21 protein-coding genes, 1 pseudogene and 1 riboswitch are annotated in these 25515 nt (G+C 48.4%); of the genes and pseudogenes, 17 read left to right on the top strand and 5 right to left on the bottom strand.

Annotated elements, in window-relative coordinates; translation table 11 throughout:
• Positions 1–423: 423 nt before the first annotated feature.
• Positions 424–1233 (bottom strand): alpha/beta hydrolase, encoded by an 810-nt coding sequence (locus tag KGF70_RS01105; RefSeq protein WP_105920722.1) that lies wholly within the window; start codon positions 1231–1233, stop codon positions 424–426.
• A 25-nt stretch (positions 1234–1258) separates the two neighbouring features.
• Positions 1259–1894 (bottom strand): carbonic anhydrase family protein, encoded by a 636-nt coding sequence (locus KGF70_RS01100; protein ID WP_216767715.1) that lies wholly within the window; start codon positions 1892–1894, stop codon positions 1259–1261.
• 258 nt (positions 1895–2152) lie between these two features.
• Here KGF70_RS01100 and KGF70_RS01095 point away from each other — a divergent pair, with 258 nt between their 5' ends.
• The 17 genes and pseudogenes from KGF70_RS01095 (at position 2153) to KGF70_RS01015 (ending at position 19774) form a co-directional block, all read left to right on the top strand.
• Complete coding sequence (locus KGF70_RS01095) at positions 2153–2944, top strand: tyrosine-protein phosphatase (protein ID WP_003639448.1); 792 nt, start codon at positions 2153–2155, stop codon at positions 2942–2944.
• 11 nt (positions 2945–2955) lie between these two features.
• Positions 2956–3961: pseudogene (locus KGF70_RS01090) on the top strand (lipoate--protein ligase).
• Between the two features lie 232 nt (positions 3962–4193).
• Positions 4194–4802 (top strand): NADPH-dependent FMN reductase, encoded by a 609-nt coding sequence (locus KGF70_RS01085; RefSeq protein ID WP_050339692.1) that lies wholly within the window; start codon positions 4194–4196, stop codon positions 4800–4802.
• A 14-nt stretch (positions 4803–4816) separates the two neighbouring features.
• On the top strand, positions 4817–6133 hold the full coding sequence (locus KGF70_RS01080) for an NAD(P)H-dependent oxidoreductase (RefSeq protein WP_050339690.1): 1317 nt from the start codon (positions 4817–4819) through the stop codon (positions 6131–6133).
• Positions 6134–6452: 319 nt separating this feature from the next.
• Positions 6453–6935, top strand: coding sequence for a 5-(carboxyamino)imidazole ribonucleotide mutase (purE, locus tag KGF70_RS01075; RefSeq protein ID WP_216767714.1), 483 nt, complete (start codon positions 6453–6455; stop codon positions 6933–6935).
• Complete coding sequence (gene purK, locus KGF70_RS01070; RefSeq protein WP_216767713.1) at positions 6919–8049, top strand: 5-(carboxyamino)imidazole ribonucleotide synthase; 1131 nt, start codon at positions 6919–6921, stop codon at positions 8047–8049. The genes purE and purK overlap by 17 nt, the downstream gene beginning before the upstream one ends.
• A gap of 2 nt (positions 8050–8051) precedes the next feature.
• Positions 8052–8783, top strand: coding sequence for a phosphoribosylaminoimidazolesuccinocarboxamide synthase (purC, locus tag KGF70_RS01065; protein ID WP_122211690.1), 732 nt, complete (start codon positions 8052–8054; stop codon positions 8781–8783).
• 1 nt (position 8784) lies between these two features.
• Positions 8785–9039: a phosphoribosylformylglycinamidine synthase subunit PurS gene (gene purS / locus KGF70_RS01060; RefSeq protein WP_021337683.1), complete on the top strand. Its 255-nt coding sequence runs from the start codon at positions 8785–8787 to the stop codon at positions 9037–9039.
• A complete protein-coding gene (gene purQ / locus KGF70_RS01055; RefSeq protein WP_021337682.1) occupies positions 9039–9719 on the top strand; it encodes a phosphoribosylformylglycinamidine synthase subunit PurQ in 681 nt (226 codons plus the stop codon). The genes purS and purQ overlap by 1 nt, the downstream gene beginning before the upstream one ends.
• Positions 9712–11931 carry a phosphoribosylformylglycinamidine synthase subunit PurL gene (gene purL, locus KGF70_RS01050; protein ID WP_216767712.1) on the top strand — a complete coding sequence of 740 codons (2220 nt, stop codon included), beginning with the start codon at positions 9712–9714 and terminating at the stop codon, positions 11929–11931. Before purQ ends, purL begins: the two co-directional genes overlap by 8 nt.
• Positions 11916–13370 (top strand): amidophosphoribosyltransferase, encoded by a 1455-nt coding sequence (gene purF / locus KGF70_RS01045; RefSeq protein WP_050339682.1) that lies wholly within the window; start codon positions 11916–11918, stop codon positions 13368–13370. Before purL ends, purF begins: the two co-directional genes overlap by 16 nt.
• Positions 13367–14392: a phosphoribosylformylglycinamidine cyclo-ligase gene (purM, locus tag KGF70_RS01040; RefSeq protein WP_216767711.1), complete on the top strand. Its 1026-nt coding sequence runs from the start codon at positions 13367–13369 to the stop codon at positions 14390–14392. Before purF ends, purM begins: the two co-directional genes overlap by 4 nt.
• Positions 14385–14963 (top strand): phosphoribosylglycinamide formyltransferase, encoded by a 579-nt coding sequence (gene purN, locus KGF70_RS01035; protein ID WP_216767710.1) that lies wholly within the window; start codon positions 14385–14387, stop codon positions 14961–14963. The genes purM and purN overlap by 8 nt, the downstream gene beginning before the upstream one ends.
• A 1-nt stretch (position 14964) precedes the next feature.
• Positions 14965–16497 carry a bifunctional phosphoribosylaminoimidazolecarboxamide formyltransferase/IMP cyclohydrolase gene (purH, locus tag KGF70_RS01030; protein ID WP_216767709.1) on the top strand — a complete coding sequence of 511 codons (1533 nt, stop codon included), beginning with the start codon at positions 14965–14967 and terminating at the stop codon, positions 16495–16497.
• Positions 16498–16514: 17 nt separating this feature from the next.
• Positions 16515–17756, top strand: coding sequence for a phosphoribosylamine--glycine ligase (purD, locus tag KGF70_RS01025; RefSeq protein ID WP_216767708.1), 1242 nt, complete (start codon positions 16515–16517; stop codon positions 17754–17756).
• A 174-nt stretch (positions 17757–17930) separates the two neighbouring features.
• Complete coding sequence (locus KGF70_RS01020; protein ID WP_122211696.1) at positions 17931–18596, top strand: methionine synthase; 666 nt, start codon at positions 17931–17933, stop codon at positions 18594–18596.
• A 278-nt stretch (positions 18597–18874) separates the two neighbouring features.
• A complete protein-coding gene (locus KGF70_RS01015) occupies positions 18875–19774 on the top strand; it encodes an NAD(P)H-binding protein (protein WP_216768244.1) in 900 nt (299 codons plus the stop codon).
• A 169-nt stretch (positions 19775–19943) separates the two neighbouring features.
• Here KGF70_RS01015 and KGF70_RS01010 read toward each other — a convergent pair whose 3' ends face one another.
• The 3 genes from KGF70_RS01010 to KGF70_RS01000 all read right to left on the bottom strand — a co-directional run bounded on the left by KGF70_RS01010 (position 19944) and on the right by KGF70_RS01000 (position 24764).
• Positions 19944–21227, bottom strand: a complete 1284-nt coding sequence (locus KGF70_RS01010; protein ID WP_088770904.1) for an NCS2 family permease — start codon at positions 21225–21227, stop codon at positions 19944–19946.
• 344 nt (positions 21228–21571) lie between these two features.
• The gene (locus KGF70_RS01005; RefSeq protein WP_216768243.1) at positions 21572–22915 is read right to left on the bottom strand and encodes a nucleobase:cation symporter-2 family protein; all 1344 of its coding nucleotides are present in this window, start codon (positions 22913–22915) and stop codon (positions 21572–21574) included.
• 59 nt (positions 22916–22974) lie between these two features.
• A riboswitch (purine riboswitch) is annotated at positions 22975–23073 on the bottom strand.
• Between the two features lie 107 nt (positions 23074–23180).
• Complete coding sequence (locus KGF70_RS01000) at positions 23181–24764, bottom strand: PucR family transcriptional regulator (protein WP_216768242.1); 1584 nt, start codon at positions 24762–24764, stop codon at positions 23181–23183.
• Positions 24765–25515: the final 751 nt, after the last annotated feature.

The raw sequence follows: 25515 nt of genomic DNA, 5'->3' as shown, positions 1-25515 counted from the left end.
GTGGTCAATTGTACCCAGATAGGTGGTCGTTCATCCGCCATTCGAACGGCTTCCCGACTGGAGGGGCTGGCTGACAATGCTCAAGGGCGAAATTCTTCTTGTCCGGGTGGGTTCCCCGGGCTAGAAGAAGACTCGTATTTGAAATTGCGCAGTGGGGTTCTGCGTGAGTTCAAATCGATGTCCGCCCTGTTCCAGCGTTGTCAGCCAGCCCCGGAGGTCGGACTAAGACGTCCATTGGCTGACGAACAGGACGCCAACTTGGTATGATTTAACCATGATTCATGACAAGTTACCTAGCACATGCGTAATAATGGTTGTGTCTCTAAAACAAAACAAGCCGAACATGGATGTCAACTTTAGCTGAAGTTGACTAACCGTGTTCGGCTTGTTTTTTAGTTGATACTGAATGTGATGAGCGACGATTTATTGGTTAATGAGGTTTTGCCGAATGAGACGCGCCACGTAGGCTTCATGTAATAAGTCGCCGTGACTGATGGATTTTTGGTTGACGGTCATGGCGGTGTAGCGCGTGACGTTATTCATGAACAACTTGCCACCCGCGTTAACACTGCTGAGTGGGACGATGTCGTCGTTGCCATCCCCAGTATCGCCAGCGACATTAATGACGGCGTGTAATTTTTTGAAGGCGGCTTTATGGTCGAGCAACGGGTCATACAGCGTTTTATCCGGATTTTCCGCATCGGTACCCAAAAACGGGGTGCCGATAACCATCAAGTCGTGTACGCTTAACGGATTATCAGTGCTCAACCCAGCGAGGTAGCGGCTCCAAATCAGGCCACCATTCGAGTAGCCCAGCGCATTGGCAGTCGTCAGGTGCTGGTGGCGCTTGAGGTAGCGGACTGCCTTAGCTAACCCCGTCGTTTGCGTTTTGATATTGTCGTTGGAATCGGTACTGTTCTCGAAAAAAATCACGATTAACGCATCGTTGATGGTCGTGTTTTTGACGCGGGTTTCGGTCACTTTCAGTTGTTGATCAGCAGTAATGGTTACCCGAATCAACGGATGCCGATCCGTTTTGTTGAGAGAACGAATAATGTCATCAAAATCCGTCAGGCTACTACTACTGCCGCCAATCATGATCAGCGGTCGTTTTTGTTTGGTCACCACGTGGTTCGTCTGATCCTGATGAATCTGGGTCGTCAAGCCTAACCCAATAATCATTAGCAGGAATAAGCCACAGGCAATTAATCCCCAGATTACCTTTTTTGGCATATGCTCACCCCATTAAGCATTTATTTTAGAAGCGTTCGGCAATAGTTGGTCGGTCATTGAGTGGTTGAACTGCCCGGTTATTTGCGGCAAATAGGTGTTGATAAACTGCCAGCTGTTTTTCACCAATCATGACCGTGTCGGCACAAACGTACCATTCGACCGTTTCGCTAAGTGGTGGTGTCGTCAATGAACCGAGGTAGTGATAGACCGTCCCGGTGTCTGGGAGTAGTTCGGTCAGATTGACTGGTTCAGTGAGGTCATGGCTTGCTTCAGGCGTAAATTGGTCTAATAAGCCCTGAAATGACTGGTTAGGCTTGCCAATGCGGCCAAAGACGGCGACCACGGCTAACTGACCGGTAGCGCTTCGGTGAACCAAATGCCATTCGATGGGCGCAGCTTGGCCGTCAATCAGGTGTTCGGCTGGCGTGTGGAAATGCAGCTGTTGGAAGGTGAAATCGCGGTCATTCAAGTAGGCCGCACCAATCCCGTGCGCTTTGAGTGTCGTTGCTTCGCCAGTAATCGATTGTGCTTGGTATAAACCACGCCAGCTAATGGCTGAAAGTTGTGAATCCTGCGTTTTGCTGGTTTGAATATCAATTGGTGATTGGTGCTGACCACTAGTCATCGGCCAGTCGGTTTGGTGTGCGTAGTCAAATGTCATCGTAAATCCTCCGTTAATAGAACCCGTGATAAATTTTAGCGCGCTGTGACCCGGTCTAACTTGAACCAAACAGCCACGAACGTCTGAATCTGTAAACATTATAACACCCAATCATAATCGGTGGTGAATCAGCTGCAACCTGCAAATTCAACCGCACATCGGGTGTTAAAAAACAACAATCAGACAATTGGCACCCGATTGAGGGGAAGACAATGTTAGAATAGAAGTTGAAATGACAACAGATAGGTGGCTTCAACAATGACAAATCAACGTGTATTAACGGTACCAGGTGGTATCAACTTTCGCGAACTCGGTGGTTACGCGACTAAAGACGGACGCACGGTCAAGTGGCATAAAGTGATTCGGACGGGTGGCCTCGACCAACTCACGCCGGCTGGCCAAGCGCAATTGGACGACTATGGTGTTCGCTATGACATCGACTTTCGTTCACCAAAAGAAGTATTAGATGCGCCTGACCGGGTGCCAGCTAATGCTAAGTACGTCTATGCACCGGTCTTTAACGTCGATGAGACGCGTAATTCAGATGGCACGGACAAGATGACTGCGAACTTGGAGAAACATCCGGATAGTGGCTTCAAACACATGCTCAAGGTTTATCGGATGGTCGCAGATGAACAGCACGCTAAGGATGAGTATCGCCGGTTCTTCGATAACTTACTAGCGAATGACCAACCTGATTCAACGCTGTTATTCCATTGTACAGCCGGTAAGGACCGGACTGGCATGGGCGCCGTGTACTTATTAACGGCGCTGGGTGTCGATTTCGCGACCATCAAACAAGATTATTTACTGACCAACCAAGCGTCGATTGGCCGAATCAACGGCGCGATGGCAGCTGCCAAGGCTCAAGGTGCTTCAGCGGAAACGATTGAAAGTATTCGTGCGCTGTGGTCAGTTGATCCGGCTTATTTAGATGCTGCAATGACCGAAATTAAGCGCCAATCTGGTAATTTGACGCACTATTTGCATACTGAGTTGAAGCTGACCAATAATGAAATCAAGGATTTGCAACGAATCTATTTGGAATAGGAAGTGTGACGATGCGCTATTTAGCAAGTTCTAGTCATGATATTCGGACGAATCTCGCGATTGAGACCTATTTGATGACTCACGCAGATTTGACCGAACCAATTCTGTATTTTTATATTAATTCGCCATGCATTATCGTGGGTCGATACCAAAACGTTGTTGCGGAGATCAATCAGGACTATGTGAAACAGCAGCATATTATTTTGACGCGCCGGACGTCTGGCGGTGGCGCGGTCTATGATGATTTAGGCAATGTTAGCTTTAGTTTTATTACCAAAGACGACGGTGACGGGTTCGGTAATTTCAAACGCTTTACCGCACCTCAACGCCTTGCACGCAATGGGGGCGACCGGTGCGACGATGAGCGGCCGCAATGACTTGTTGATTGACGGTAAGAAATTCTCTGGCAACGCGATGCACGTTGAAAATGGCCGGATGTTCTCACACGGCACATTGATGTATGATGTCGACCAAAGCCAGATTGCGAAGGCGCTGACGGTACCTAAGGACAAGCTCGCATCGAAAGGTATTAAGTCCGTTCGCAGTCGGGTCACTAATTTGAAGCCGTACATGGCACCCGAGTACCAGCAGCTGACCATCGAAGAATTCCGGGATACGCTGGCACGTGAAATCCTCGGGGTGACTGATTTGAAGCAGGCGAAGACCTACCAGCTTGATGATGAGGCTCGTGCGGGCATCGCTGAACTCAATCAGCAGTATTTCAAAAATTGGGACTGGATCTACGGGCAATCACCGGCCTTTACGATCAAACAACGGCGCCATTTTGATGCGGGGACGGTCGAGTTTCAACTCAACGTGGATGCGGGCCGAATCAAAACCGTCACGATTTACGGTGACTTCTTTGGTGCGCAACCGGTTGACCCCGTCATTGACCACCTAATTGGCGTCAAATACGAACGGCAGGCGATTGCGACCGCGCTGGCACCCCTCGATTTGAGCCAATATTTTGGTAACATTGACCGCGACCAATTGATTGACTTATTGGTTGCACCCTAATACTTTGTGAAAAATCCGGTTAAATGGCGATTTTTGTCAGCAGCCGCGTAGAAGACTGAATCGACTTAAACAAGCGCAAAGACTTGAGATAAGTTAATTCAGTTATTTATTAAATTTAACTGAAAGCGCTTAAAATTGTTTTGCTTTCTTTAGTGAAATCCATTACAATATAATTGTTAATTTAGAAAATATATAATATTTGACTATTTGAGTATAGAAGGAGTTGTTTTCGATGCATAAATTTATCGCAATGGTTGGTACCAATTCAGATGAATCGACGAACCGCAAGTTATTGCAATACATGCAGGCCCACTATGCGGATCAAGCAGAAATCGAATTAATGGAAATTAAGGGGCTACCGATTTTTAACAAGCCAGAGAACCGGCAGATTCCAGAACAAGCTCAGGGGATGGCCGCTAAAATCGACGCCGCTGATGGGGTTATCATCAGTACGCCTGAATATGACCATTCGGCACCAGCTGTGCTGTTAAATGCATTGGAATGGCTTTCATTCCATATTCAACCATTTGTGGACAAGCCAGTGATGATTCTAGGGGCTTCTTATGGGGCACTAGGGACTTCACGGGCGCAAGCGCATTTGCGGCAAGTGTTGGACTCACCTGAATTACGCGCGCGCATCATGCCAAGTTCTGAATTTATGCTCGGCCATTCATTACAAGCATTTGATGATGACGGCGACTTGGTAGATGACCAACAGGTGGCTAAGTTAGACGGGTTATTCGCTGACTTCCAGATGTTTGTCGAAATCACGAAAAAGCTTAAGAACGCGAACGCAACGACGTACCAAGAAGTTCGCGACATGGATTGGGAAAAACTATAGAGAGGGCGAGACGTATGAAATTAGTTGGAATTGCAGGGTCAATTGAAGATAAGTCTTATAATCGGTTATTGTTGAAGTTTATCGCTAATCATTTTAGTGACATGGTGGACGTTGAAATCTTGGACATTCAAGACGTGCCGATGTTTAACCAAAGTGATGACCAGACGGAAGGCGAAGCCGTTCAATATCTGAAGCGGAAAATTATGCAAGCAGATGGGGTCATTATTGCGACGCCTGAACACAACCACACGATTACCGCTGCCTTGAAGAGTGTCATCGAATGGTTATCATTCAAGATTCATCCAATGTCCGGCAAACCAGTCTTGATTGTGGGTGCTTCATATTATGACCAAGGCTCTTCACGGGCACAGTTGAACTTACGGCAGATCTTGGAATCTCCTGGTGTGGACGCAGTGGTCATGCCTGGTAATGAATTCTTGTTGGGTGAAGTCAAGCAAGCCTTTGATGATCAAAACAATTTGAAAGACGCCCGCACCGTTTCATTTTTACAAGAAACGTTAGGTAAGTTCCTCAAGTTTGTTAAGATGGTCAACGCGATGGACAAAGAAGCACATGCGGATGACTGGAAGAATGAAGACCTCGAAGCGAAGGGCGAAGTTGAGACGACCATTAAAGGCGTCAACATGCATGCCGCTGACTGGGTCGAACAAGCAGCAGCTAAGACCCACGCCGCTGAAGGTGACGACTACGTTAAGTTAGACCGTGGGGTATTGACGGTCAACCAGTTGAACTGGTTCTTAAACTCGATGCCGATGGAATTAACTTATGCCGATGCCAACAACCAGTTCCTCTACTATAACCACCAGATGGACGGCGACAAGATGTTAGCCTCACGGACGCCAGCACAAGCCGGTAACCCGTTAGCAGACTGTCATCCTAAGCGGGCCGTGCCTGGGGTTAAACGTGCGGTTCACATGCTGCGGACCGGTGAGACCGACCTCTTCAAGTTACCGGTACCCGGGATTCCAAATAAGTATGTCATGCATTACTATCAAGCCTTACATGACGACAAGGGCGAATACAAAGGCATCAACGAATTTGTCCTCGACTTATTACCAATCGTGAAGTATTACTTGAAGCAGACTGGACAGATGTTAGCACCTGATCCAGATGCGAAGACTGACGCGGTTTCTGGTGCTTCTTCTAAAGCCAAGGAAACTAAACCAGATGATGTATCCGGTGCTTCTGCGGATACGGAAGAACAACCCGCTGTCGATGACGTTTCCGGCGCTTCAGCCGATACGGCAGCAGAACCAACTAAGCCTGAAGAACCAGCCGTTGATGATGTATCCGGTGCTTCAGCCAAATAATCGAATGTGTTTTAAGAAGCTTTCAAGTCCACCAATGCTTGAAAGCTTCTTTTTTTGTGCAATCAGGGATTGTTCGGTAATTATAATATTAATATTATTATGGCGAGCCCTGAGAAGGGGTGGAAGATGATTCGCTAAAATAGCTGTAAATTAACTAAAATAGCGGTTTGTGTTGGAAAATGAAGAAATATTAGCAAAATTGTGTCGGATAATAACACGAACATTAAAACGTTAATTAATCAATAAAGTTAAGAAATTCGTTGACAGCGGACCGGCTGGTTGCTAAACTAATGGTGAAAACAGAGAAAGAGGGATCGTGATGGCAAAAGTTGGGTTAGTGATGGGATCAATTTCGGATTGGCCAACGATGCAATTGGCCGCCGAACGGTTAACAGCAATGGGTGTTTCGTACGAACGCCACGTCATTTCGGCACATCGGATGCCGCAGACGTTGCAGACGTATGGCGAACAGGCTGCTGAGCGGGGACTACAAGTCATTATTGCGGGTGCCGGTGGAGCGGCTCATCTTCCTGGAATGTTGGCTGCCAATACCGTCCTTCCAGTTATCGGGGTGCCAATTAAGACGAAGGCGTTGAGCGGGGTCGATTCATTACTCTCAATCGTTCAAATGCCAGCGGGGGTTCCCGTAGCCACGATGGCAATCGGAGAGGCTGGTGCCAAAAACGCCGCTTTGATGGCCGCTCAAATTATTGGGCTACGCGAGCCAGCAGTCCAACAAGCAATCAGTGATTTTCGAGACAAACAACGTCAGGAGGCTGAGCAAAGTGAACGCCAGTTTTAAACAGCCGATTTTACCACCAGCCACCATTGGCATCGTCGGTGGGGGGCAGCTTGGACAGATGATGACACTAAGCGCCAAAGCGATGGGCTATCAAGTTGGTGTCTTAGATCCGACGCCCAAAGCGCCAGCCGCTCAAGTCGCGGACTTTCAAATTGTTGCGGCTTATGATAACGAGGCCGCCTTACTCGATTTAGCGCGGCGGAGTGATGTGTTGACCTATGAATTCGAGAACGTTGATGAGACGGCCTTGAAGGCGGCTCAAGCATACGCCCAATTACCACAGGGAACCGAATTACTGCATGTTACGGGTGACCGGCTGAACGAAAAACAATTCTTACATGACCATGGCATTCCAGTCACACTATTTGCACCAGTCAATGACCGTCAATCCTTGAATTACGCGTTAAACCGGGTCGGCACCCCGGCCATCCTCAAAACGGCGGCGGGCGGTTACGACGGCCACGGCCAAGCTGATTTAGCATCAACGACCATTACGCCGGAAGCGGAAGCACTGCTCGCCCATCCTTGTATTTTGGAAGCACGCCAGGAATTTCAGACGGAAGTTTCGATGATGGTGACGCGCAGTGCAGCGGATGTCGTGACGACCTTCCCACTCGTTGAAAACCAACATCAACATCATATTCTGCACACCACGATTGCCCCGGCGAACGTGCAAGCGAGTGTCCACGCCGCTGCGCGTAAAATCGCGGTTTCAATTGCTGAGGCGCTTGAATTAAGAGGGGTTCTCGGCATCGAATTCTTTGTCTTACCAGATGACACTTTAATTGTGAATGAGTTAGCGCCGCGGCCCCATAACTCGGGCCACTATACGATTGAAGCTTGCAACATTTCCCAATTTGAAGCACATATTCGTAGCATTTGTGGGTTACCGATTCCCGCTGTGGTCCAGACTAGTCCGGCAGTGATGCGTAACTTACTGGGCGATGATTTGACACTTGCTCGGCAGCAGTTGATCAACCATCCCGAATGGCATTTTCATGATTACGGCAAGGCGGCGATCAAGTCGCAACGGAAGATGGGCCACGTCACCGTGTTAAATCACAATATTGACGCAGCATTGGCATCAGTTTCAATTCTGAAAGGGGAACAATGAGTATGACGGCAGCGATTGAAAAAGAAACGTTATTATACGCGGGTAAAGCGAAGGAAATGTATACCACTAACGATCCAGAAATCCTCTGGGTCGAATACTTAGATCAGGCGACGGCATTGAATGGCAAACGGAAGGTCCCCATCGATCAAAAAGGTCGTTTGAATAATCGAATCTCCAGCTTAATTTTCAAAGATTTAGCTGCGCATGGAATTCCCAATCACTTTATTGATCAACCAACTGATTACGTTCAGCTAGTTAAACGGGTCACGATGATTCCGTTAGAGACCGTCGTTCGTAATGCGGCTTCAGGTAGTTTTGAACGGAAATTTGCCGTGGCCCACTTGACGAAATTCCCTGAACCGGTGTTGGAATTCTTCTACAAGAGTGACGCGCTCGATGATCCCTTTATCAATGACTCACAAATTCACGCGTTAAATATTGCCACTCCAGAAGTGGTCGCGGAAATCAAGCGTCAAGCCTTGCAGGTCAATCAGCGGTTAACGACTATTTTTGCGGCGATGGGCGTTCAATTGGTTGATTTTAAAATCGAATTTGGTTTAACAGCAGCGGGTGACGTGTTGCTCGCAGACGAAATTTCACCAGATAGTTGTCGACTAGTTGATCTGAAGACCGGTGCTTCGTTGGACAAGGATGTCTTTCGTAAGAACTTAGGCGACTTAACGTCGGTATATCAGGAAGTATTAGCACGGTTAGCGACCGTCGAGGAGGATTAACATGTACTTAGTAAAAATCTATGTCACCTACAAACAATCAATCTTGGACCCCAAAGGCGAAGCGATTCACGATGCCTTGCACCGGCTGGGGTATACGAATGTTGCGGATGTCGAGCTCGGTAAATATTTCGAAGTCAAACTTGAAGCTGACGAACGGCCAATCGAAGCTGAAGTCGATGAAATGTGTGACCGGTTGTTAGCTAACGTCAATATGGAGACGTACCGTTACGAAATCACCGAGATGGAGGCCCTGTAATGATGAAATTTGCCGTACCAGTCTTTCCTGGTTCGAACTGTGACCACGATATGGTCAACGCTTTGCGTGATGTCTTAAAGGTTTCGGCGGATTTGATCCCAGCAACTGCGACTTCGCTAGCAGGTTACGATGCCGTCGTTTTACCCGGGGGCTTCTCGTACGGTGATTACTTGCGTAGCGGTGCGATCGCCCGCTTTGCGCCAATCATGGCAGCGGTGATTGAATTCGCTAACGCCGGCAAGCCGGTTATTGGTATTTGCAATGGTTTTCAAGTGCTGACTGAAGCGGGCTTATTGCCGGGCGCACTCCAGTCTAACCGCTCCGCCAAGTTTATTTGTCAAGATAGTACCCTAAAAATCGTTAATGGGGATACGGCCTTTACGCGGGCGTATGGCGCAACAACTGAAATTACGCTGCCGATTGCCCATGGCGAAGGCAACTATTATTGCGATGAGGACACATTGGCACAATTGCGCGCTAATCACCAAATCGTCTTTGAATACGTCGATAACCCGAATGGAAGTACTGCGAACATCGCCGGCATCACCAATCAGGCCGGTAACGTGCTCGGTATGATGCCGCATCCAGAACGGGCAGTTGAAATGATTTTAGGGTCAACGGATGGTTTAGGACTATTCCAATCAATTATCGCGAGTCAAGAGGAGGTCGCCCATGCTTAAGAAGCAACCATTATCACCCACGGATGTCCGTGATTCAAAAGTCTATCGGGACTGGGGATTGACTGATGCGGAATATCAGATGCTGACCGATGACGTGCTGGGGCGGTTGCCTAACGAAACTGAAACGGGACTGTTTTCTGGCATGTGGAGTGAACATTGTTCTTATAAAAATTCCAAGCCGGTCCTGAAAAAATTCTGGACGCAAGGTGAACAAGTTTTGGAAGGCCCTGGTGAAGGTGCCGGAATCATCGACATTGGTGACGGTCAAGCCGTGGTGTTCAAAGCAGAAAGTCACAATCATCCGTCCGCAGTCGAGCCTTATGAAGGTGCAGCTACCGGTGTCGGTGGGATCATTCGCGACATCTTCTCGATGGGCGCGCGTCCAATTGCCTTACTCGATAGCTTGCGTTTTGGTGAACCGACTGATGCACACACGAAATATTTGATCTCACAGGTCGTTGCCGGAATTGGCGGTTATGGCAACTGTATCGGGATTCCAACGATTGGTGGCGACACGGTCTTTGATTCGAGTTACCAGAAAAATCCGTTAGTGAACGCGATGTGTGTCGGTATTCTTAATCAGGCTGATATTCAAAAGGGACAAGCAACTGGGATTGGCAACGCCGTAATTTATGTCGGCGCCAAGACCGGCCGCGACGGTATCAATGGGGCGTCTTTTGCTTCTGCGGAATTCAATGATGCCAATGAAACCCAACGTTCAGCGGTCCAGGTCGGTGATCCGTTCATGGAAAAACTGTTGATGGAAGCTTGTCTGGAAGTGATTCATGACCACGCCGACGTGTTGATTGGCATTCAAGATATGGGTGCTGCTGGATTAGTTTCATCTTCGGCTGAAATGGCGTCGAAGGCCGGCAGTGGGTTAACGCTTAACCTGGATTTAGTGCCGCAACGTGAAACGGGTATGACGCCGTTTGAATTGATGCTCTCTGAATCACAGGAACGGATGCTGTTGTGTGTGAAGGCTGGGGCCGAAGCGGAGATCTATCAAGTCTTTGAAAAATATGGTCTGGACGCGGTCACAATCGGTAAAGTGACGGATGGTCATCAGTATCAATTATTCCACCATGGTAAGTTAGTAGCGGATGTGCCCGTCGATGCACTCGCAACCAAGGCCCCCGTTTATCAACGAGAAAAGAAGCGGCCGACACGCTTGAACCATCAGAGTCATCATCAATTTATGCCTCGAATCGTTGACGCGACGGGGACGCTGAAGAAGATGCTCCAGCAACCCACGATTGCCTCCAAAGCGGTGCTGTATAACACTTATGACTCACAAGTGCAGACCAATACCGTTGTTAAGCCTGGCTCAGATGCCGGTGTGATTCGGATTCGTCATACGGATAAGGCGTTAGCCATCACCACCGACGTGAATGGCCGTTACTTGTACTTGAACCCACGGGTCGGCGGCGAGATTGCGGTGGCGGAAGCTGCTCGTAATATCGTGGCTTCCGGTGGTCAACCATTAGGGATTACCGATTGTTTGAATTACGGTAATCCGGAAAAGCCCGAACAATTTTACGATCTGGATGAATCTGCGATGGGAATCGCCCGGGCTTGCCAATTATTTAATACACCGGTGATTTCCGGTAACGTGTCACTGAATAACGAGTCGAATGGGGAAGCCATCTATCCAACGCCGATGATTGGGATGGTCGGACTGATCAAGCACCAACGTGACATTACGACCAGTGACTTCAAGCACGCTGGCGATGCCGTCTACGTGCTTGGAACGACCGCCGCTGATTTTAACGGTAGTGAATTGCAAAAGATGCTAACTGGAACGATCAAAGGCGAGCTGTTCGACTTTGACCTGGTCACTGAGAATCGCAACCAGCGCTTGTTATTGACGGCCATCCAAAAGGGCTTAGTCGCCAGTGCTCACGATGTCTCAGAAGGTGGTTTGATCGTCACCATTGCGGAATCTTGCTTTGGCCAGAATCTGGGGGTCGATTTAACGAGTAGTGAACCGGCAGCCAACTTCTTTGCCGAAACGCAATCGCGGTTTGTGATTTCAGTGACGTCTGATGATCAAGCGGCGTTTGAACAATTAATGGAACCCTACGTCACGTATCTTGGGAAAACGACGGACGCGGACCGGTTACTGGTCAAGACGGCCGACCAAGCATTTGATTTGAAAGTTAGTTTTGCCAAACAGTTGTGGGAAGGGGCTTTACCATGCCTACTGAAGTAAAAAGTTTGAATGAAGAGTGTGGGGTCTTCGGTGTCTGGGGTTCACCAGATGCCGCCCAGCTCACGTATTTTGGCCTCCATGCCTTGCAACATCGTGGTCAGGAAGGTGCCGGCATTACGGCTAATGACCATGGCAAGTTACGTACAGAGCGGGGCCTCGGATTATTAGCGGATGTTTTCCGTGATCCGCGGCGCCTCGAACAGTTGACCGGACAAGCTGCTGTGGGCCACGTCCGTTACGCGACGGCCGGCAATCACGGATTAGAAAACATACAGCCGCTGAGTTTTAATTTTAGTGATTCGCAGTTTGCGCTTGCCCATAACGGTAATTTGACGAATGCGGTCACGTTGCGGCGGAACTTGGAACAAAACGGTGCAATCTTCCACGCTAGCTCTGACAGTGAGATTCTAATGCATTTGATTCGACGCAGTCCCGCAGCAACTTTGACCGAACAAGTCAAGGATGCGTTACGTCAGATTCATGGGGGCTTTGCCTACTTACTATTGACAAACGACCGTTTGATTGCGGCACTCGACCCGAATGGTTTGCGACCGTTGGTAGTTGGACAGCTGCCAACCGGGGGCTACGTGGTTTGTAGTGAAACATGCGCGTTAGATACGATTGGGGCAACTTTCGTGCAGGATGTGCAACCTGGTGAACTCCTGACGATCGACGATAATGGCCTCACCATCGACCATTACACGACCGATACGCAGTTAGCGATTTGCTCGATGGAATTTATTTATTTTGCGCGTCCGGATTCCGATATTCACGGCGTCAACGTGCATTCCGCCCGCAAACGAATGGGTGCTCGCCTGGCAGCAGAACAGCCCGTCGACGCGGACATTGTCGTCGGGGTGCCGAACTCGTCACTATCGGCCGCAACGGGCTACGCGGAAGCGAGTGGTTTGCCTTATGAAATGGGCCTGATCAAGAATCAATATTCAGCGCGGACGTTTATTCAGCCGACCCAAGCGTTGCGTGAACAAGGCGTGCGGATGAAACTCTCGGCGGTTAAAGGGGTCGTCGCGGGCAAACGGGTCGTCTTGATCGACGATTCGATCGTTCGTGGCACAACGAGTCGTCGCATCGTTAAATTATTGAAAGACGCCGGCGCCAAGTCAGTCCACTTACGGATTGCGTCGCCACCATTACGCTACCCTTGTTTTTATGGCATCGATATTCAGTCGACTAACGAACTGATTGCGGCTCAACAGACGATTGATCAAATGTGTACGACGTTTGGCGCGGATTCCCTGGGCTTTCTAAGTGAACAGGGTGTGATCGATGCCGTGGGGTTGGACACGACTGAACCATACGGTGGGCTGTGCATGGCCTACTTCAATGGCGATTATCCAACGGCACTGTATGATTACCAAGCCGAATATGATGCGGAGATTGCGCAATTACAAGCCAATCATGAAGGGGTGATCAAGTGAGTGATGCGTATAAGCGCGCTGGTGTGGATATTAACGCGGGCTATGAAGTCTTAAAGACGGTCAAGCAAATGAGTGGGAATGCACAATTGGGGGCTTTTGGGGGCTTATTCCCGTTAGATGCGAAGACAACTGGCAATGAACCAGTGCTGGTTGCGGGCACGGATGGCGTTGGGACCAAGTTACTAGTGGCGATTGCTGCTAATCAGCATACGACGATCGGTATTGACTTGGTGGCAATGTGCGTAAACGATATTTTGGCACAGGGCGCCACGCCGCAGTTCTTCTTGGACTATTTAGGTCTGGGACATACCGACCAGGCGCGCGTCAAAGCAATTCTTTCAGGCGTTGTCACGGGGTGTCAGCAGGCACATACCGCATTAATTGGGGGCGAAACTGCTGAGATGCCGGATATGTATGGCGAACAACACTACGACTTAGCGGGGTTTGCTGTTGGTGTCGCGAATCGGGCAGACTTGTTGTCACCGACGAATGTCACTGCTGGCGACGTGTTGATTGGGTTACCATCCAACGGTTTGCATTCCAATGGTTTCAGCCTGGTCCGTGACATCTTATTCAAACAGCATGACTATCAACTAACGACGGTCTTTGAAGAATTGGGACATGATTTGCAGACTGAACTACTACGGCCAACCACGATTTATGTCGATGCTGTTCAACCGTTATTGCAGCAAAAGCTCATCGCAAGTATCGCGCACATCACGGGTGGTGGCTTGATTGAAAACGTGGCGCGGGCGTTACCAGCAGGTTTGAGTGCCCACTTGAAACCAGAGACATGGCCGGTTCCACCAATCATGCCGTTACTGGCGAAATTAGGTGATTTGACGACATCAGATCTGCGGTCGACCTTTAATTTGGGCCTCGGGATGGTACTCATCGTTCATCCCGAGCAGGTGAATACCGTGACGGCGAATTTGACGGCTAACCACCAAGCCTACTATCAGGTTGGAACGGTTCAAGCAGGGGATACTCCGGTCGTTTTCGAGGAGGCTAAGCATGCGTAAACAGATTGCCGTCTTTGCTTCTGGCAACGGCACGAATTTCGTCGCCCTGCATCAAGCGATTGCTGCGCGACAACTACCGGCAACGATTGCGTTACTCGTTTGTGACCAACCGCAGGCACCGGTGATTGCCAAGGCGCGTGCGTTGCAAGTGCCAGTCCTCATCGTTGATTTTCATGACTATGCGAATAAGGCTGCAGCTGAGGAAATCATCCTCACGGCACTGCAAGCGCGCCAAATCGACGCGGTTTTACTGGCCGGTTACATGCGGATTATCGGCTCGACCCTATTGACCGCGTATCCGCATAAAATTATTAATCTTCACCCAGCGTTACTGCCTAAATTTCCTGGTCGTCATGGCATTGAAGACGCCTTTGCAGCCGGTGTCAGTGAGACTGGTGTGACGATTCATTATATTGATGCGAACATCGATACCGGTCAAATCATCGCACAACGGACAGTTCCCGTTAAAAGTGATGATACGTTAGCGACTTTGGCAACTAGAATCCATGATTGTGAGCACCAATTTTATCCAGACGTTCTACAGACACTCATTAATGAAGGAGCAATTTAAAATGACAAAACGTGCGTTGTTAAGTGTTTCTGATAAGCAAGGATTAACTGATTTTGCGAAGGGGCTGGTCGCCTTAGACTATGACCTCATTTCGACCGGTGGGACTAAAAAAGCGCTTGAAGCTGCTGGTATCCCGGTTACTGGCATCGAAGCAGTTACCGGCTTTCCAGAAATGCTTGACGGTCGAGTTAAGACGCTCCATCCCAAGGTTCACGCCGGCTTGCTAGCGCGCCGCGATGTGCCCGCTCACATGGCCCAACTCGCTGAAGCAGGGATTGAACCGATCGACATGGTCGTTGTTAATCTATATCCATTTAAGGCAACGATTCAACGGCCAGATGTGACTCAAGCCGAAGCTATCGAGCAGATTGATATCGGCGGTCCGTCCATGTTACGTTCAGCTGCTAAAAACTTTGCGGCAGTACTACCGATCGTTGATCCACGGGATTATGACCAAATTTTGGCAGCACTGCAAGCAGATGAAGTGACGCCAGAATTACGGCAGCGACTAGCGGCAAAAGTCTTCCAGCACACTGCGGCGTATGATGCTTTAATTGCGCAATATTTGACGACTGAAGAATTTCCAGAGAAACTGACGTTGACTTATGATAAAAAGCAGGCGCTACGGTATGGTGAAAACAGTCATCAACAAGCGGCCTTTTATGAAAATGCATTGCCAACCAACTTCTCGATTACTGGCGCGCAACAACTTCATGGTAAGGAGTTATCCTACAACAATATTAAGGATGCTGATGCCGCGTTGCGGATGGTCAGCGAGTATCAACAGCCAGCCGTCGTCGCGATGAAACACATGAATCCATGCGGTGTTGGTCTCGGGACGACCATTGAAGAAGCGTGGGACAAAGCTTATGAAGCCGACTCCATCTCGATTTTCGGTGGCATTATTGCTTTAAACCGTCCCGTGGACTTAGCAACTGCTGAAAAAATGCACGCGCTCTTCTTAGAAATCATCATCGCACCAAGCTTCGATGACGATGCCTTTGCGGTCTTGGCGAAGAAGAAAAATCTGCGGTTAATGATGGTCGATTTTGACCAAGCCCACACCGCTGATAGGTTCGAAACGATTTCAGTCGGTGGCGGCTTACTCCGTCAAGAAGTGGATGCTGCTTTTGAAACACTAGCTGATTTTACTGTCGTGACCAAGACCCAACCAACCGAAGCGCAACTGCAAGCGTTGGCGTTTGGCCAACAAGTGGTCAAGCACGTGAAGAGTAATGCGGTCGTGGTGACAACTGCGGACCGGACGCTCGGGATTGGATCCGGTCAAATGAACCGGATCGATTCGACTAAGATTGCGATTGAAAAAGCGATGTCTAAAGCTGGCTATGAAAATGCCATTTTAGCCTCGGACGCCTTCTTCCCGATGGATGACTGCGTGGAATATGCAGCCCAACACGGTATCCGGGCCATCGTTCAACCTGGTGGTAGTATTCGGGATAAAGATTCAGTAGCAATGGCAGACCGGTATGGCATCGCGATGGTCACAACTGGTGTGCGGCACTTCCGGCATTAATGAAAGGGGTGGCAAGGATGGCGAAAGTATTAGTTGTTGGCGGTGGTGGTCGTGAACACGCGATTGCTAAGGCGATGTTAGCAAGTCCACAAGTGGGTACGGTCTATTGTGCGCCCGGTAATCCCGGCATGGTCGCGGATGGGATTCAAACGCTTGCGATTGATGAACTCGATTTCGCCGGATTGGCCGATTTTGCCCGCGCCAATCTAGTGGCAGTGACGTTTGTTGGTCCAGAAGTGCCCTTGGCAGCCGGTATCGTGGATTATTTTCAGGCAGCCGGGCTAGCCATTTTTGGCCCGAATCAAGCCGCGGCCCAACTAGAAAGTTCGAAAGTTTTTGCCAAAGGCTTCATGCAACGGCACCAAATTCCGACAGCCGCTTATCAGCAATTCCACGAGCTCGCGCCAGCATTGGCCTACAGCCAGCAACAATCATTACCTCAAGTTATCAAGGTCGATGGTCTGGCGGCTGGCAAGGGTGTAACGGTAGCGACGAGTTACGAGCAAGCTGCGACTGCACTCACTAACGCTTTTGAAAACAGTTCGACGGTGTTGATTGAAGATTACGTCGATGGGTTTGAATTCTCACAGATGGTCTTGGTCGGCGGGGACCGTTATGTCTTATTACCGACGGCGCAAGACCATAAACGACTACAGGACCATGACCGCGGCCCCAATACGGGCGGCATGGGCGCTTATTCGCCAGTGCCCCAAATTACGCCGGCCATTATCCAGCAGACGGTTACCACGATCGTCGAACCGACGATTGCTGGTTTGAAGGCAGACGGGTTGAGTTTTGAAGGCGTGATTTACGTCGGTGGCATTTTGACGGCTGACGGTGTTCAAGTGATTGAATATAATCTGCGGCTCGGTGACCCGGAGACTCAAATCCTCTTACCACAATTACAAAGCGATTTCTATCAAGTCATCGTTGATTTGCTTCAGCATCGGCAACCACATGCTGAATGGCAAACGGTATCCAGTTACCTTGGTGTCGTGTTGGCGGCACCAGGTTATCCTGGAAAAGCCCAAGCCGGTGTGCCAGTCCCCACTTTAGCCGGGGCGGATTACGCGAGTGTCGCCGGTACGCCTGACCAACTAGTGAGTGCGGGTGGCCGGGTCATGATGGTGACGGCCAGTGCCGCTAGTCTGGCAGGCGCACAAAAGGCTGTTTATCGACAAATTGATCAACTGGCTGTCGGTGACCTGATTTATCGCCATGATATTGGGGCTAAGGGGATTGCGGCAACCACTGATTAGTGCTTGACAATCACGGCGTTCCATTCTATGCTTAACCCATTACTTAAATTCGACAGTAAATTAAGGGTTGGGTGCGTCATGCCAATCTTGAAATCATCCTTTTTTAAGCAGAATTAAAAGGGATGATTTGTTATTTTTGAACGATCGACAACCAGTTTTGGAGGCTAGGCTTGCATGGAAATTGGAACCTTGATGGCAATGGTAAAGCGACACGTCCGGCAACGGCAAGCGACAGTCAGAAGGCGGGGACAGTTGCGCCGTCACATCACCATGTCCACGATCAGTGCAGCTGGATTTACTAAGATTGAGGATGCCATTTTTATTGAGCAACTGAAAAAGCCGAATAATAACGCTAGAATTTGCCCTAATAATTGGTGGCATCTCAACTTTTTCTGGGAATTACAAGGGATCAGTCGAACGTCGGCCGCCCAGGTGCCCGCGTTGTCTTTGAATGGCAAAATCAGTGGCATCAATCATCCAGCCGTCGCACATTTTGAATTCATGCGTGAGCAAGTGAGTGATGGCGACGCCGATAAACAAATTTTGCCAGCACCAGCCCTATGTTTGGCTGAGCTCAAACGTCCGGATAATGCGGTGGCCGTTAGTCGCGTCTATCAATCAGATACCGAGCTCGTTCATGACTTAGCCAGCGCGTACCATCAAATTATGACTGACTTATATCACGCCGGTGCCCGTCGGATTCAGCTGAACAACGGGCACCAGTCTTCGGATAAAATTACCGAACTCAGTGCGCAAGTCAGTCGTGAAGCTGTTCAGAATTTACCGGCCGATTTATGTGTGAACTGGCACGTGGCCCAGGGGCACTATTATTCGGCGTAAGCGCTGGTAATGGGGTGCTTGAGCCGATTGGGAGTGAGACTGGTATTCAACGGTTGGTGAGTTGATCATAACTGCAGAATAATGATAATAGTGCGCGCGACTGAGGTATTTGCTTTTGGTCGCGCGCACGTTTTGATTATCACTGATTCTGGTTTGTCGTGTGAAGCCGATTGTTGGATAGGCACTGGCAGCCCCAGTGATTGACTGTGTTTTGGTGAACTTTTATAATCAGTAGGGAATTTAAAAACGATGAAGACGAGAGTAGAGGATTAGTACAGATGAAAATTGTTTTAACTGGCTCATTAGGTCGGATCAATCAAACTTTGGTGCCCAAGTTGGCACATGCTGGGCATGACGTGACGGTCATCAGTCATAATGCTAGCCGTAGCGGACTGATTAAGGTCTTTCGGGCGACCCCCGCAATCGGGAGTATTACGGACGAGGCCTTTTTAACGCAAACGTTTAAGGGCGCGGACGTGGTTTACTTGATGTTGACCGGCATCATGGCGAGTGAGGATATTTATGCCGCTGCGACCCAGCAAGCCGAAACTTACGCGGCGGCGATCAAGGCGGCTGGTGTTAAACGAGTCGTCAACTTGAGTAGTGTGGGGGCCGACTTGGGTCCTGAAGTCGGGTCGCTTTATATGTATCACTTAATTGAACAAACGCTGACAACTGCTTTGCCGGATGTGGACATCACGTTCATTCGCCCGACTGCGATGTATTACAATTTATTGAACAGCGTGCCAACCGTTCGCAAGAGTCATCGTATTTATACCAACGCCAGCCTAGAGGTCAAAAACGTTTGGGTGGCACCCGTCGATGTGACGACCGTTTTGATTCAAGCGCTGACAAAACCGACGACGGGGCAGACGATGACCTACGTGGCCAGCGATGAGCAGACTTACTTAGAAGTGGCGTCAGCACTTTCTAAGACGCTCAAAATGCCAGATTTGCGGGTCTCACAAGTACCAGATGAAGTGATGCAGGATCATCTGATTACGGCTGGTGCACCCGCAGCCTTTGCACGAGAATATGTCAAAACGGTGGCCTACCAACGCGATCACGATTTTTATGCGGATTACCGCGCCCATCAACCGCGTTTAGGTGAGGTCAAGATGGCGGATTTTGCGCAGGTGTTTGCTGAAGATTATCGGAATCGACAGGTCATTAAGTAACCATCGGGCTCAGAAGTTAACTGTGGTTGTCGTTTGGACAAGGACGATCTGACTTCATTTAGCTTGTCGCCAGTAAAATAATCGAAAAGCTGAGTGGTGAAATCGAAGACGATTTTCACCACTCAGCTTTTTAATTGACCATCATATTGATGATGATGACGCGCTCAACCTAGGCTACAAAGGCAAAATAGAGGATGAAGACGACCATCATCGTCCACATCAGCGCGTTAACCTCACGCCAACGACCTTTGACCGTCATCGTGATTGGATAGAAGATAAAACCGACTGCTAATCCTTCTGAAATACTGTAGGTCAACAGCATCATAATCATTGTGAAAAAGGCGGGGACGGCAATTTCAAACTTGGTCCAGTCGATGTATTGGACATTTGAAAGCATCAAAATACCAACGATAATTAGCGCAGACGCAGTAACGGCGGAAGTGATCACCGTTAAGACGGGTGAGAAGAAGGCCGCAATCGCGAAGAGAACAGCGACGAAGACTGACGACAAGCCGGTCCGAGCACCAACGGCCACGCCAGAAGTCGATTCTACGTAAGCGGTCGTTGGGGAAGTCCCAAAGATTGAGCCCAGCGTTGTTGCTAAGGCGCCACTAAATAGGGCTTTACCAACACCTTTGACTTCACCAGATTCTTTATCGACCATGCCGGCTTCAGTTGCGACACCGACGAGGGTACCCGACGTATCGAAGAGGCCAATAATGAAGAAGGTCAGTATGACGATAATCATTTGAAACGAGTTAATGTCACCGATATGTGTGATAGCCTGGCCAAATAATGGTTGCACGCTTGGAACGCCACTGACGATTCCAGATGGCAGTGGGATAATCCCAAAAATCATCCCAACCGCGGCAGTAATAAACATACCCCAGAAAATACCACCGGTCACATTAGCGGTCACTAGCATGATGCCCACGATGATCCCAAAAATAGCGAGTAAGACGGTGGGATTGTGCAAGTTACCTAGTGCAACGGCGTTTGACTTGTCCGCTACAATGATGCCAGAAGTCTGGAGCCCAGAAAAGGCAATGAATAATCCAATCCCGGCCGAAACGGCATACTTTAGTGCGCTTGGAATTAAATTAATTAATTTATCGCGCAACTTTGAGAGGGTTAATAGGATAAATAAAATCCCAGCAACGAAGACACCGGCCAGCGCCGTTTGCCACGGAATATGCCATTCTTGGACGACTGTGTATGTGAAGAAGGCGTTTAACCCCATCCCAGGTGCGAGGGCAACGGGGAAGTTGGCGACTAGTCCCATTAACAGACAGCCACCGATCGCCGCCAGAACAGTCGCTGTAAAGACTGCAGTTTTATCCATCCCTGCGCTACCCAATAGTTCGGGATTTACAGCTAAAATGTAGGACATTGCTAGAAAGGTGGTTAGACCACCAATCAACTCACGTCTGACAGAAGTGCGGTTTTCCCGCAGATGAAATATATGTTCTAGAATAATGACCCACTCCTAAAATTAATAAAAAACTAACAATTCAACAATTGTCTAGTATAACATACTGCTTTTTCAGGGAACAGGGGGAGTTGATTTAGTCGTGGGTGGTCCAACACCAGCGTGAGTAGATTAGCAAACGAACATTTGGCTAATCGTACTGAAATCATCGACATGACTCAGGTCGCCTGGTTAGTATGCCGCCACCTTCAAGCGCACGCAAAAACGCCGTAAGAATCGGGAAATCCTTACGGCGTTGATTTTATTTATAATGTTTATTCTTTTTGAACATGGTCGTCTTAGTTATGTTAACGCTGAGTGACCGACAATTAGGAGTGTTGTTCGGCTTCGTTCAGGCCGACCGATTCGTCGTCGACTTTATTTTCAGCGGCGTGCCGATTAAAGAGCAAGTTCAAACCAACTGCGGCTAAACTACCGACGACCACACCGTTACTTAACATGATCTGTAGCGCGTTTGGTAAGAATTGGAAGATGTTGGTTTCAACCGTGACACCTAAACCAAGGCCAATCGAAACGGCAGCGACCAACAAGTTGTTGTTATTGCGAAAATCAACTTGGGCTAACATCCGAATCCCTTGAATCCCAACGATCCCGAACATGACGACCATTGCACCACCCAGAACGGGGTCGGGGATGATGGTTGCAAGTGCCCCAATTTTCGGCAACAGTCCTAGGATGACTAAGAATGCTGCTGAGAAGTAGATTGGGTTACGCGTTTTGACCCCAGATAATTGCACGACACCAACGTTTTCGGAGAATGTTGAATAGGGGAAGGTGTTGAAGAGCCCACCGAGGATCACGGCGATACCTTCTGCCCGGTAACCTCGTTTTAAATCTTCACCTTCGATTTTACGGCCAGTAATGTCACCTAGTGCGAAGAAAACACCGGTCGATTCGACCATGGTCGTTAATGAGACCAGAATCATCGTCAAAATTGAGGACCATTCAAAGTGCGGTGCGCCAAAGTAGAAGAGCGTTGGGAGATGGAACCAACTGGCTTCAGCGACTGGTTTGAGGGAGACCATTCCCATGGCACCCGCAATCAGCGTGCCGGCGAGAATCCCAATTAAGATCGAGACGGATTTCATGAACCCCCGGGCAAAGACGCTAATCAGTAAAATAATCGCAATCGTCAAAAAGCCAATACCCAGTGCCTGCAAATTACCAAAGTTTTTGGCGGATGCATCGCCACCACCGAGGTTTTCAAAGGCGACCGGAATCAATGTGAATCCGATGATCGTAATCAGCGAACCAGTAACGACCGGTGGAAACAGGTTTTTAATCTTAGAGAATAGTCCGGCAATCAGAAAAATAAAAATACCGGCCCCAATAATCGAACCATACATCGTCCCCAGTCCGTAAGTCTTCCCAATTTGAATCAATGGGTTGACGGCTTGAACCGCACAGCCTAAAACAACTGGCAATCCAATCCCAGTAAGGGGCGTTCGCTTGAGTTGCAGGAAGGTGGCAATCCCACACATGAAAATGTCGATTGAGACTAAGTAAGTCAATTGTTCTTGGCTAAAATGTAACGCTGCCCCAATCAATAGTGGGACCAGCACGTCACCTGAATACATGGCTAATAAGTGCTGAAATCCTAAAACCGCCGCCTTAATATTGGTAATCTTAGGTGATACGGATACTTCCTTCAAATCAATCTTCCTCTCTCGATTAAGCTGATTTGCCTATAAAAAAAGTCACCCCGGCAAACGGGATGACCTCGTTTGCTTATAGTCCAACCTTTACGGGGTTGGGTAGAAACTCGTCAACCATATTATGACATTATATAGGCAATTACCACTTATTTGAATGAAGCCCATTCTAGCACAGATGAAAACCGAATACAAATGTACCCGAATATATTAATGTTCGTGAAAACGTCATTTTCAATAAATTTAAAAATGTAAACGTTCACTTTTATGACTGTTGATTATGCCAGAGGAGTACGGCCATCTCAAGGGTTTGGGTCTGTTCTGGATCGTCTAAGTTCAGCGTCAACATTTTTTCAATTTTTTTGAGTCGATAGATAACTGTGTTACGGTGAATATCCAAATGCCCGGCAACTTCCGCAATATTTTGATGATAGTAGAAGTAGCCATATAACGTGTTCAATAAATTTAATTGTTCGTTGGCACTAACGCCGCCGACTAGGCCACCTAAGACGCGTTCCACGAATGAGCGGGCTTCGTTTTGCGGAATCAACGAGATCAATTCCTTCACGTATTTAGGCCGATAAATCGTGACAGCGTGCGGACTATTTTTACTGAGGGCGAGAGCCTCGGCTGCTTCGTTGTAAATCGTGGCCAGTTCGGTCAGTGGGAGCGTTGAATAGCTGTAGCCTGCAATCAAGCGACTTTGTTTGTCGAGCTTCGGCTGAATGAACTCGACCAGCGCCGTTAAAAAGTGTTGGGCGTTTTGTTCATCGTTGATTAATAAGACAAGTTGCTGCTTTAATGAAAAAACGATGACGGAAGCTTGGTATTCTTTAATAAACCACAGCGTTAACTGCTGCACCTGTTCCAACAAATGGTTGCTCAGTAAGGGTTGGTGGTTAGTGGTGACGAGAATAGCCGCACAGTGGAATTTAGTTTGTGGGTCGATCTGCTGAGCTTTCAGGGTCTTGTTGATCAGGTCGTTGGAGATACCGCCGTCCATCACGTTTAAGTAGAAGCCACTTAAGTTACGAAAGGCGGATTCATTTAACATGTCAACGCGACTATTGACGAAGCTCAGCGTATTAAGCGCCACTTGGGTCAGCATTTGGTCCGTCGAGTTGGCGGGGTCTAAGTCTAAGATGCCGACAAAGGCCTTATTTTCTTTATAAGCCGAAAAGAGTGGCATAATGGTCAAATCATTAGTTTGATAGGGGATTGTGACCCGCGTGTTCAAGTTGAAATAATCAATATCGGTCTGATTGCGTAAGAAGTCCGTCAAGGTACTGCGCGTCATTGGCAAATCCTGAGACGCACTGACGACCCGGAAATGGCTGTCCATCAAAAAGATGGGGTGGTGAATCAACTCACGACACTTGTTTAAGACCGTTGTATCGGTTGGGTCTTTGAGCAATAAGTCAGCTAGCGTCTGGTTGGCAGTTACGATGCGACTCAGTTCATCTGTTTGTGATTTTAAAATGATACTGAGCATTTTACGCATGGTTTCAGAGATCAGTTCATCGCCGGGTGTGATGATGATGGGAACCGCCAATTCATCCGCTAATTCAATCACGGCCTTGGGTAGATGGTCGACGTAGCGGTGATCCTTGAATCCGAGTCCTGCACAATTAGCATCATGCATCGCTTGAATCAATGTTGACGGGGCCGTCGCTGATTGTGTAAACGGGTAGCCGTTGGTAATCAAAAACTGGCCGCTCGTCAAATAGTTGGCGATATCTGGTGACTCAATCATTCCGATATTACTAATTTCACGTTTGAGACCGCGTTCACCCGCAATGACCCGCATCGCATGCATGGATGGTGTTTGTAAAAGTGTTTGTAAACGCATAAAAAGTCCCCCTAAAATTAGTTATCTTTAACAAGTAGTATACCGATAATTTGGCAGTTTGACTATAATTAAATGAAAATAAGATTAAAAATAAATTAATCAGTCGATTAGTGATAGGGGTCATGCATTCTGCGAGAGGTTAATTTGCGTTGAGGATGATTGAAACGTCAAGTTCAAAGGCAGCCAGCTGAGGACCGCTGGAAACAAAGCGAGCTAATTAGTTTCCTGTTCGTCAGCCGATGCGCGCCCTAGTCCGACTTCCGGGGCTGGCTGACAACGCTGGAACAGGGCGGACATCGATTTGAACTCACGCAGAAAATCACTGCGCAATTTCAAATACGAGTCTTCTTCTAGCCCGGGAAATTCACCCGGACAAGAAGAATTTCGCCCTTGAGCATTGTCAGCCAGCCCCTACAGTCGGGAAGCCGCTCGAATGGCGGATGAACGGCCACCTATTTAGGTACAATTGATCGTTGAATATTAGGTGGTTGGTCATTTAAGCAAACTTTTGAATCTATATTGATGAAGTTTTATGATGCTTATTTACTGGTAAGGTCGTCTGAAGATCACTACTTAATTCAGATTTACGATGAAATGATAAAATAGCCATTTGTGGTGAATCTAAGGCTTTAGCAACAATGTTGAGGAGAGAAAGTCCTGTCAATGTTTAGTGATGCCGACTAAAAATACGGGTAGGCAACTTGGATATTACCGAAAACAAGTCTGACCGTTGAATATCAAAATAATTGTC

It is taken from the genome of Lactiplantibacillus sp. 7.2.4, from assembly GCF_018991185.1.
Taxonomy (GTDB): Bacteria; Bacillota; Bacilli; order Lactobacillales; family Lactobacillaceae; genus Lactiplantibacillus; species Lactiplantibacillus pentosus.
The sequence above is the reverse complement of the archived record's forward strand: the minus strand, read 5'-3'. Positions and strand labels throughout refer to the sequence as shown.

Excerpts from the sequence above, each read along its gene's own strand:
- purE (WP_216767714.1), top strand. The coding sequence starts at position 6,453 with ATGGCAAAAGTTGGGTTAGTGATGGGATCAATTTCGGATTGGCCAACG.
- KGF70_RS01080 (WP_050339690.1), top strand. The coding sequence starts at position 4,817 with ATGAAATTAGTTGGAATTGCAGGGTCAATTGAAGATAAGTCTTATAAT.
- KGF70_RS01100 (WP_216767715.1), bottom strand. The coding sequence starts at position 1,894 with ATGACATTTGACTACGCACACCAAACCGACTGGCCGATGACTAGTGGT.
- purC (WP_122211690.1), top strand. The coding sequence starts at position 8,052 with ATGACGGCAGCGATTGAAAAAGAAACGTTATTATACGCGGGTAAAGCG.
- KGF70_RS01085 (WP_050339692.1), top strand. The coding sequence starts at position 4,194 with ATGCATAAATTTATCGCAATGGTTGGTACCAATTCAGATGAATCGACG.
- KGF70_RS01000 (WP_216768242.1), bottom strand. The coding sequence starts at position 24,764 with ATGCGTTTACAAACACTTTTACAAACACCATCCATGCATGCGATGCGG.
- purS (WP_021337683.1), top strand. The coding sequence starts at position 8,785 with ATGTACTTAGTAAAAATCTATGTCACCTACAAACAATCAATCTTGGAC.
- purD (WP_216767708.1), top strand. The coding sequence starts at position 16,515 with ATGGCGAAAGTATTAGTTGTTGGCGGTGGTGGTCGTGAACACGCGATT.
- purL (WP_216767712.1), top strand. The coding sequence starts at position 9,712 with ATGCTTAAGAAGCAACCATTATCACCCACGGATGTCCGTGATTCAAAA.
- purQ (WP_021337682.1), top strand. The coding sequence starts at position 9,039 with ATGATGAAATTTGCCGTACCAGTCTTTCCTGGTTCGAACTGTGACCAC.
- purN (WP_216767710.1), top strand. The coding sequence starts at position 14,385 with ATGCGTAAACAGATTGCCGTCTTTGCTTCTGGCAACGGCACGAATTTC.
- purH (WP_216767709.1), top strand. The coding sequence starts at position 14,965 with ATGACAAAACGTGCGTTGTTAAGTGTTTCTGATAAGCAAGGATTAACT.
- purF (WP_050339682.1), top strand. The coding sequence starts at position 11,916 with ATGCCTACTGAAGTAAAAAGTTTGAATGAAGAGTGTGGGGTCTTCGGT.
- KGF70_RS01015 (WP_216768244.1), top strand. The coding sequence starts at position 18,875 with ATGAAAATTGTTTTAACTGGCTCATTAGGTCGGATCAATCAAACTTTG.
- KGF70_RS01095 (WP_003639448.1), top strand. The coding sequence starts at position 2,153 with ATGACAAATCAACGTGTATTAACGGTACCAGGTGGTATCAACTTTCGC.
- KGF70_RS01020 (WP_122211696.1), top strand. The coding sequence starts at position 17,931 with ATGGAAATTGGAACCTTGATGGCAATGGTAAAGCGACACGTCCGGCAA.
- KGF70_RS01105 (WP_105920722.1), bottom strand. The coding sequence starts at position 1,233 with ATGCCAAAAAAGGTAATCTGGGGATTAATTGCCTGTGGCTTATTCCTG.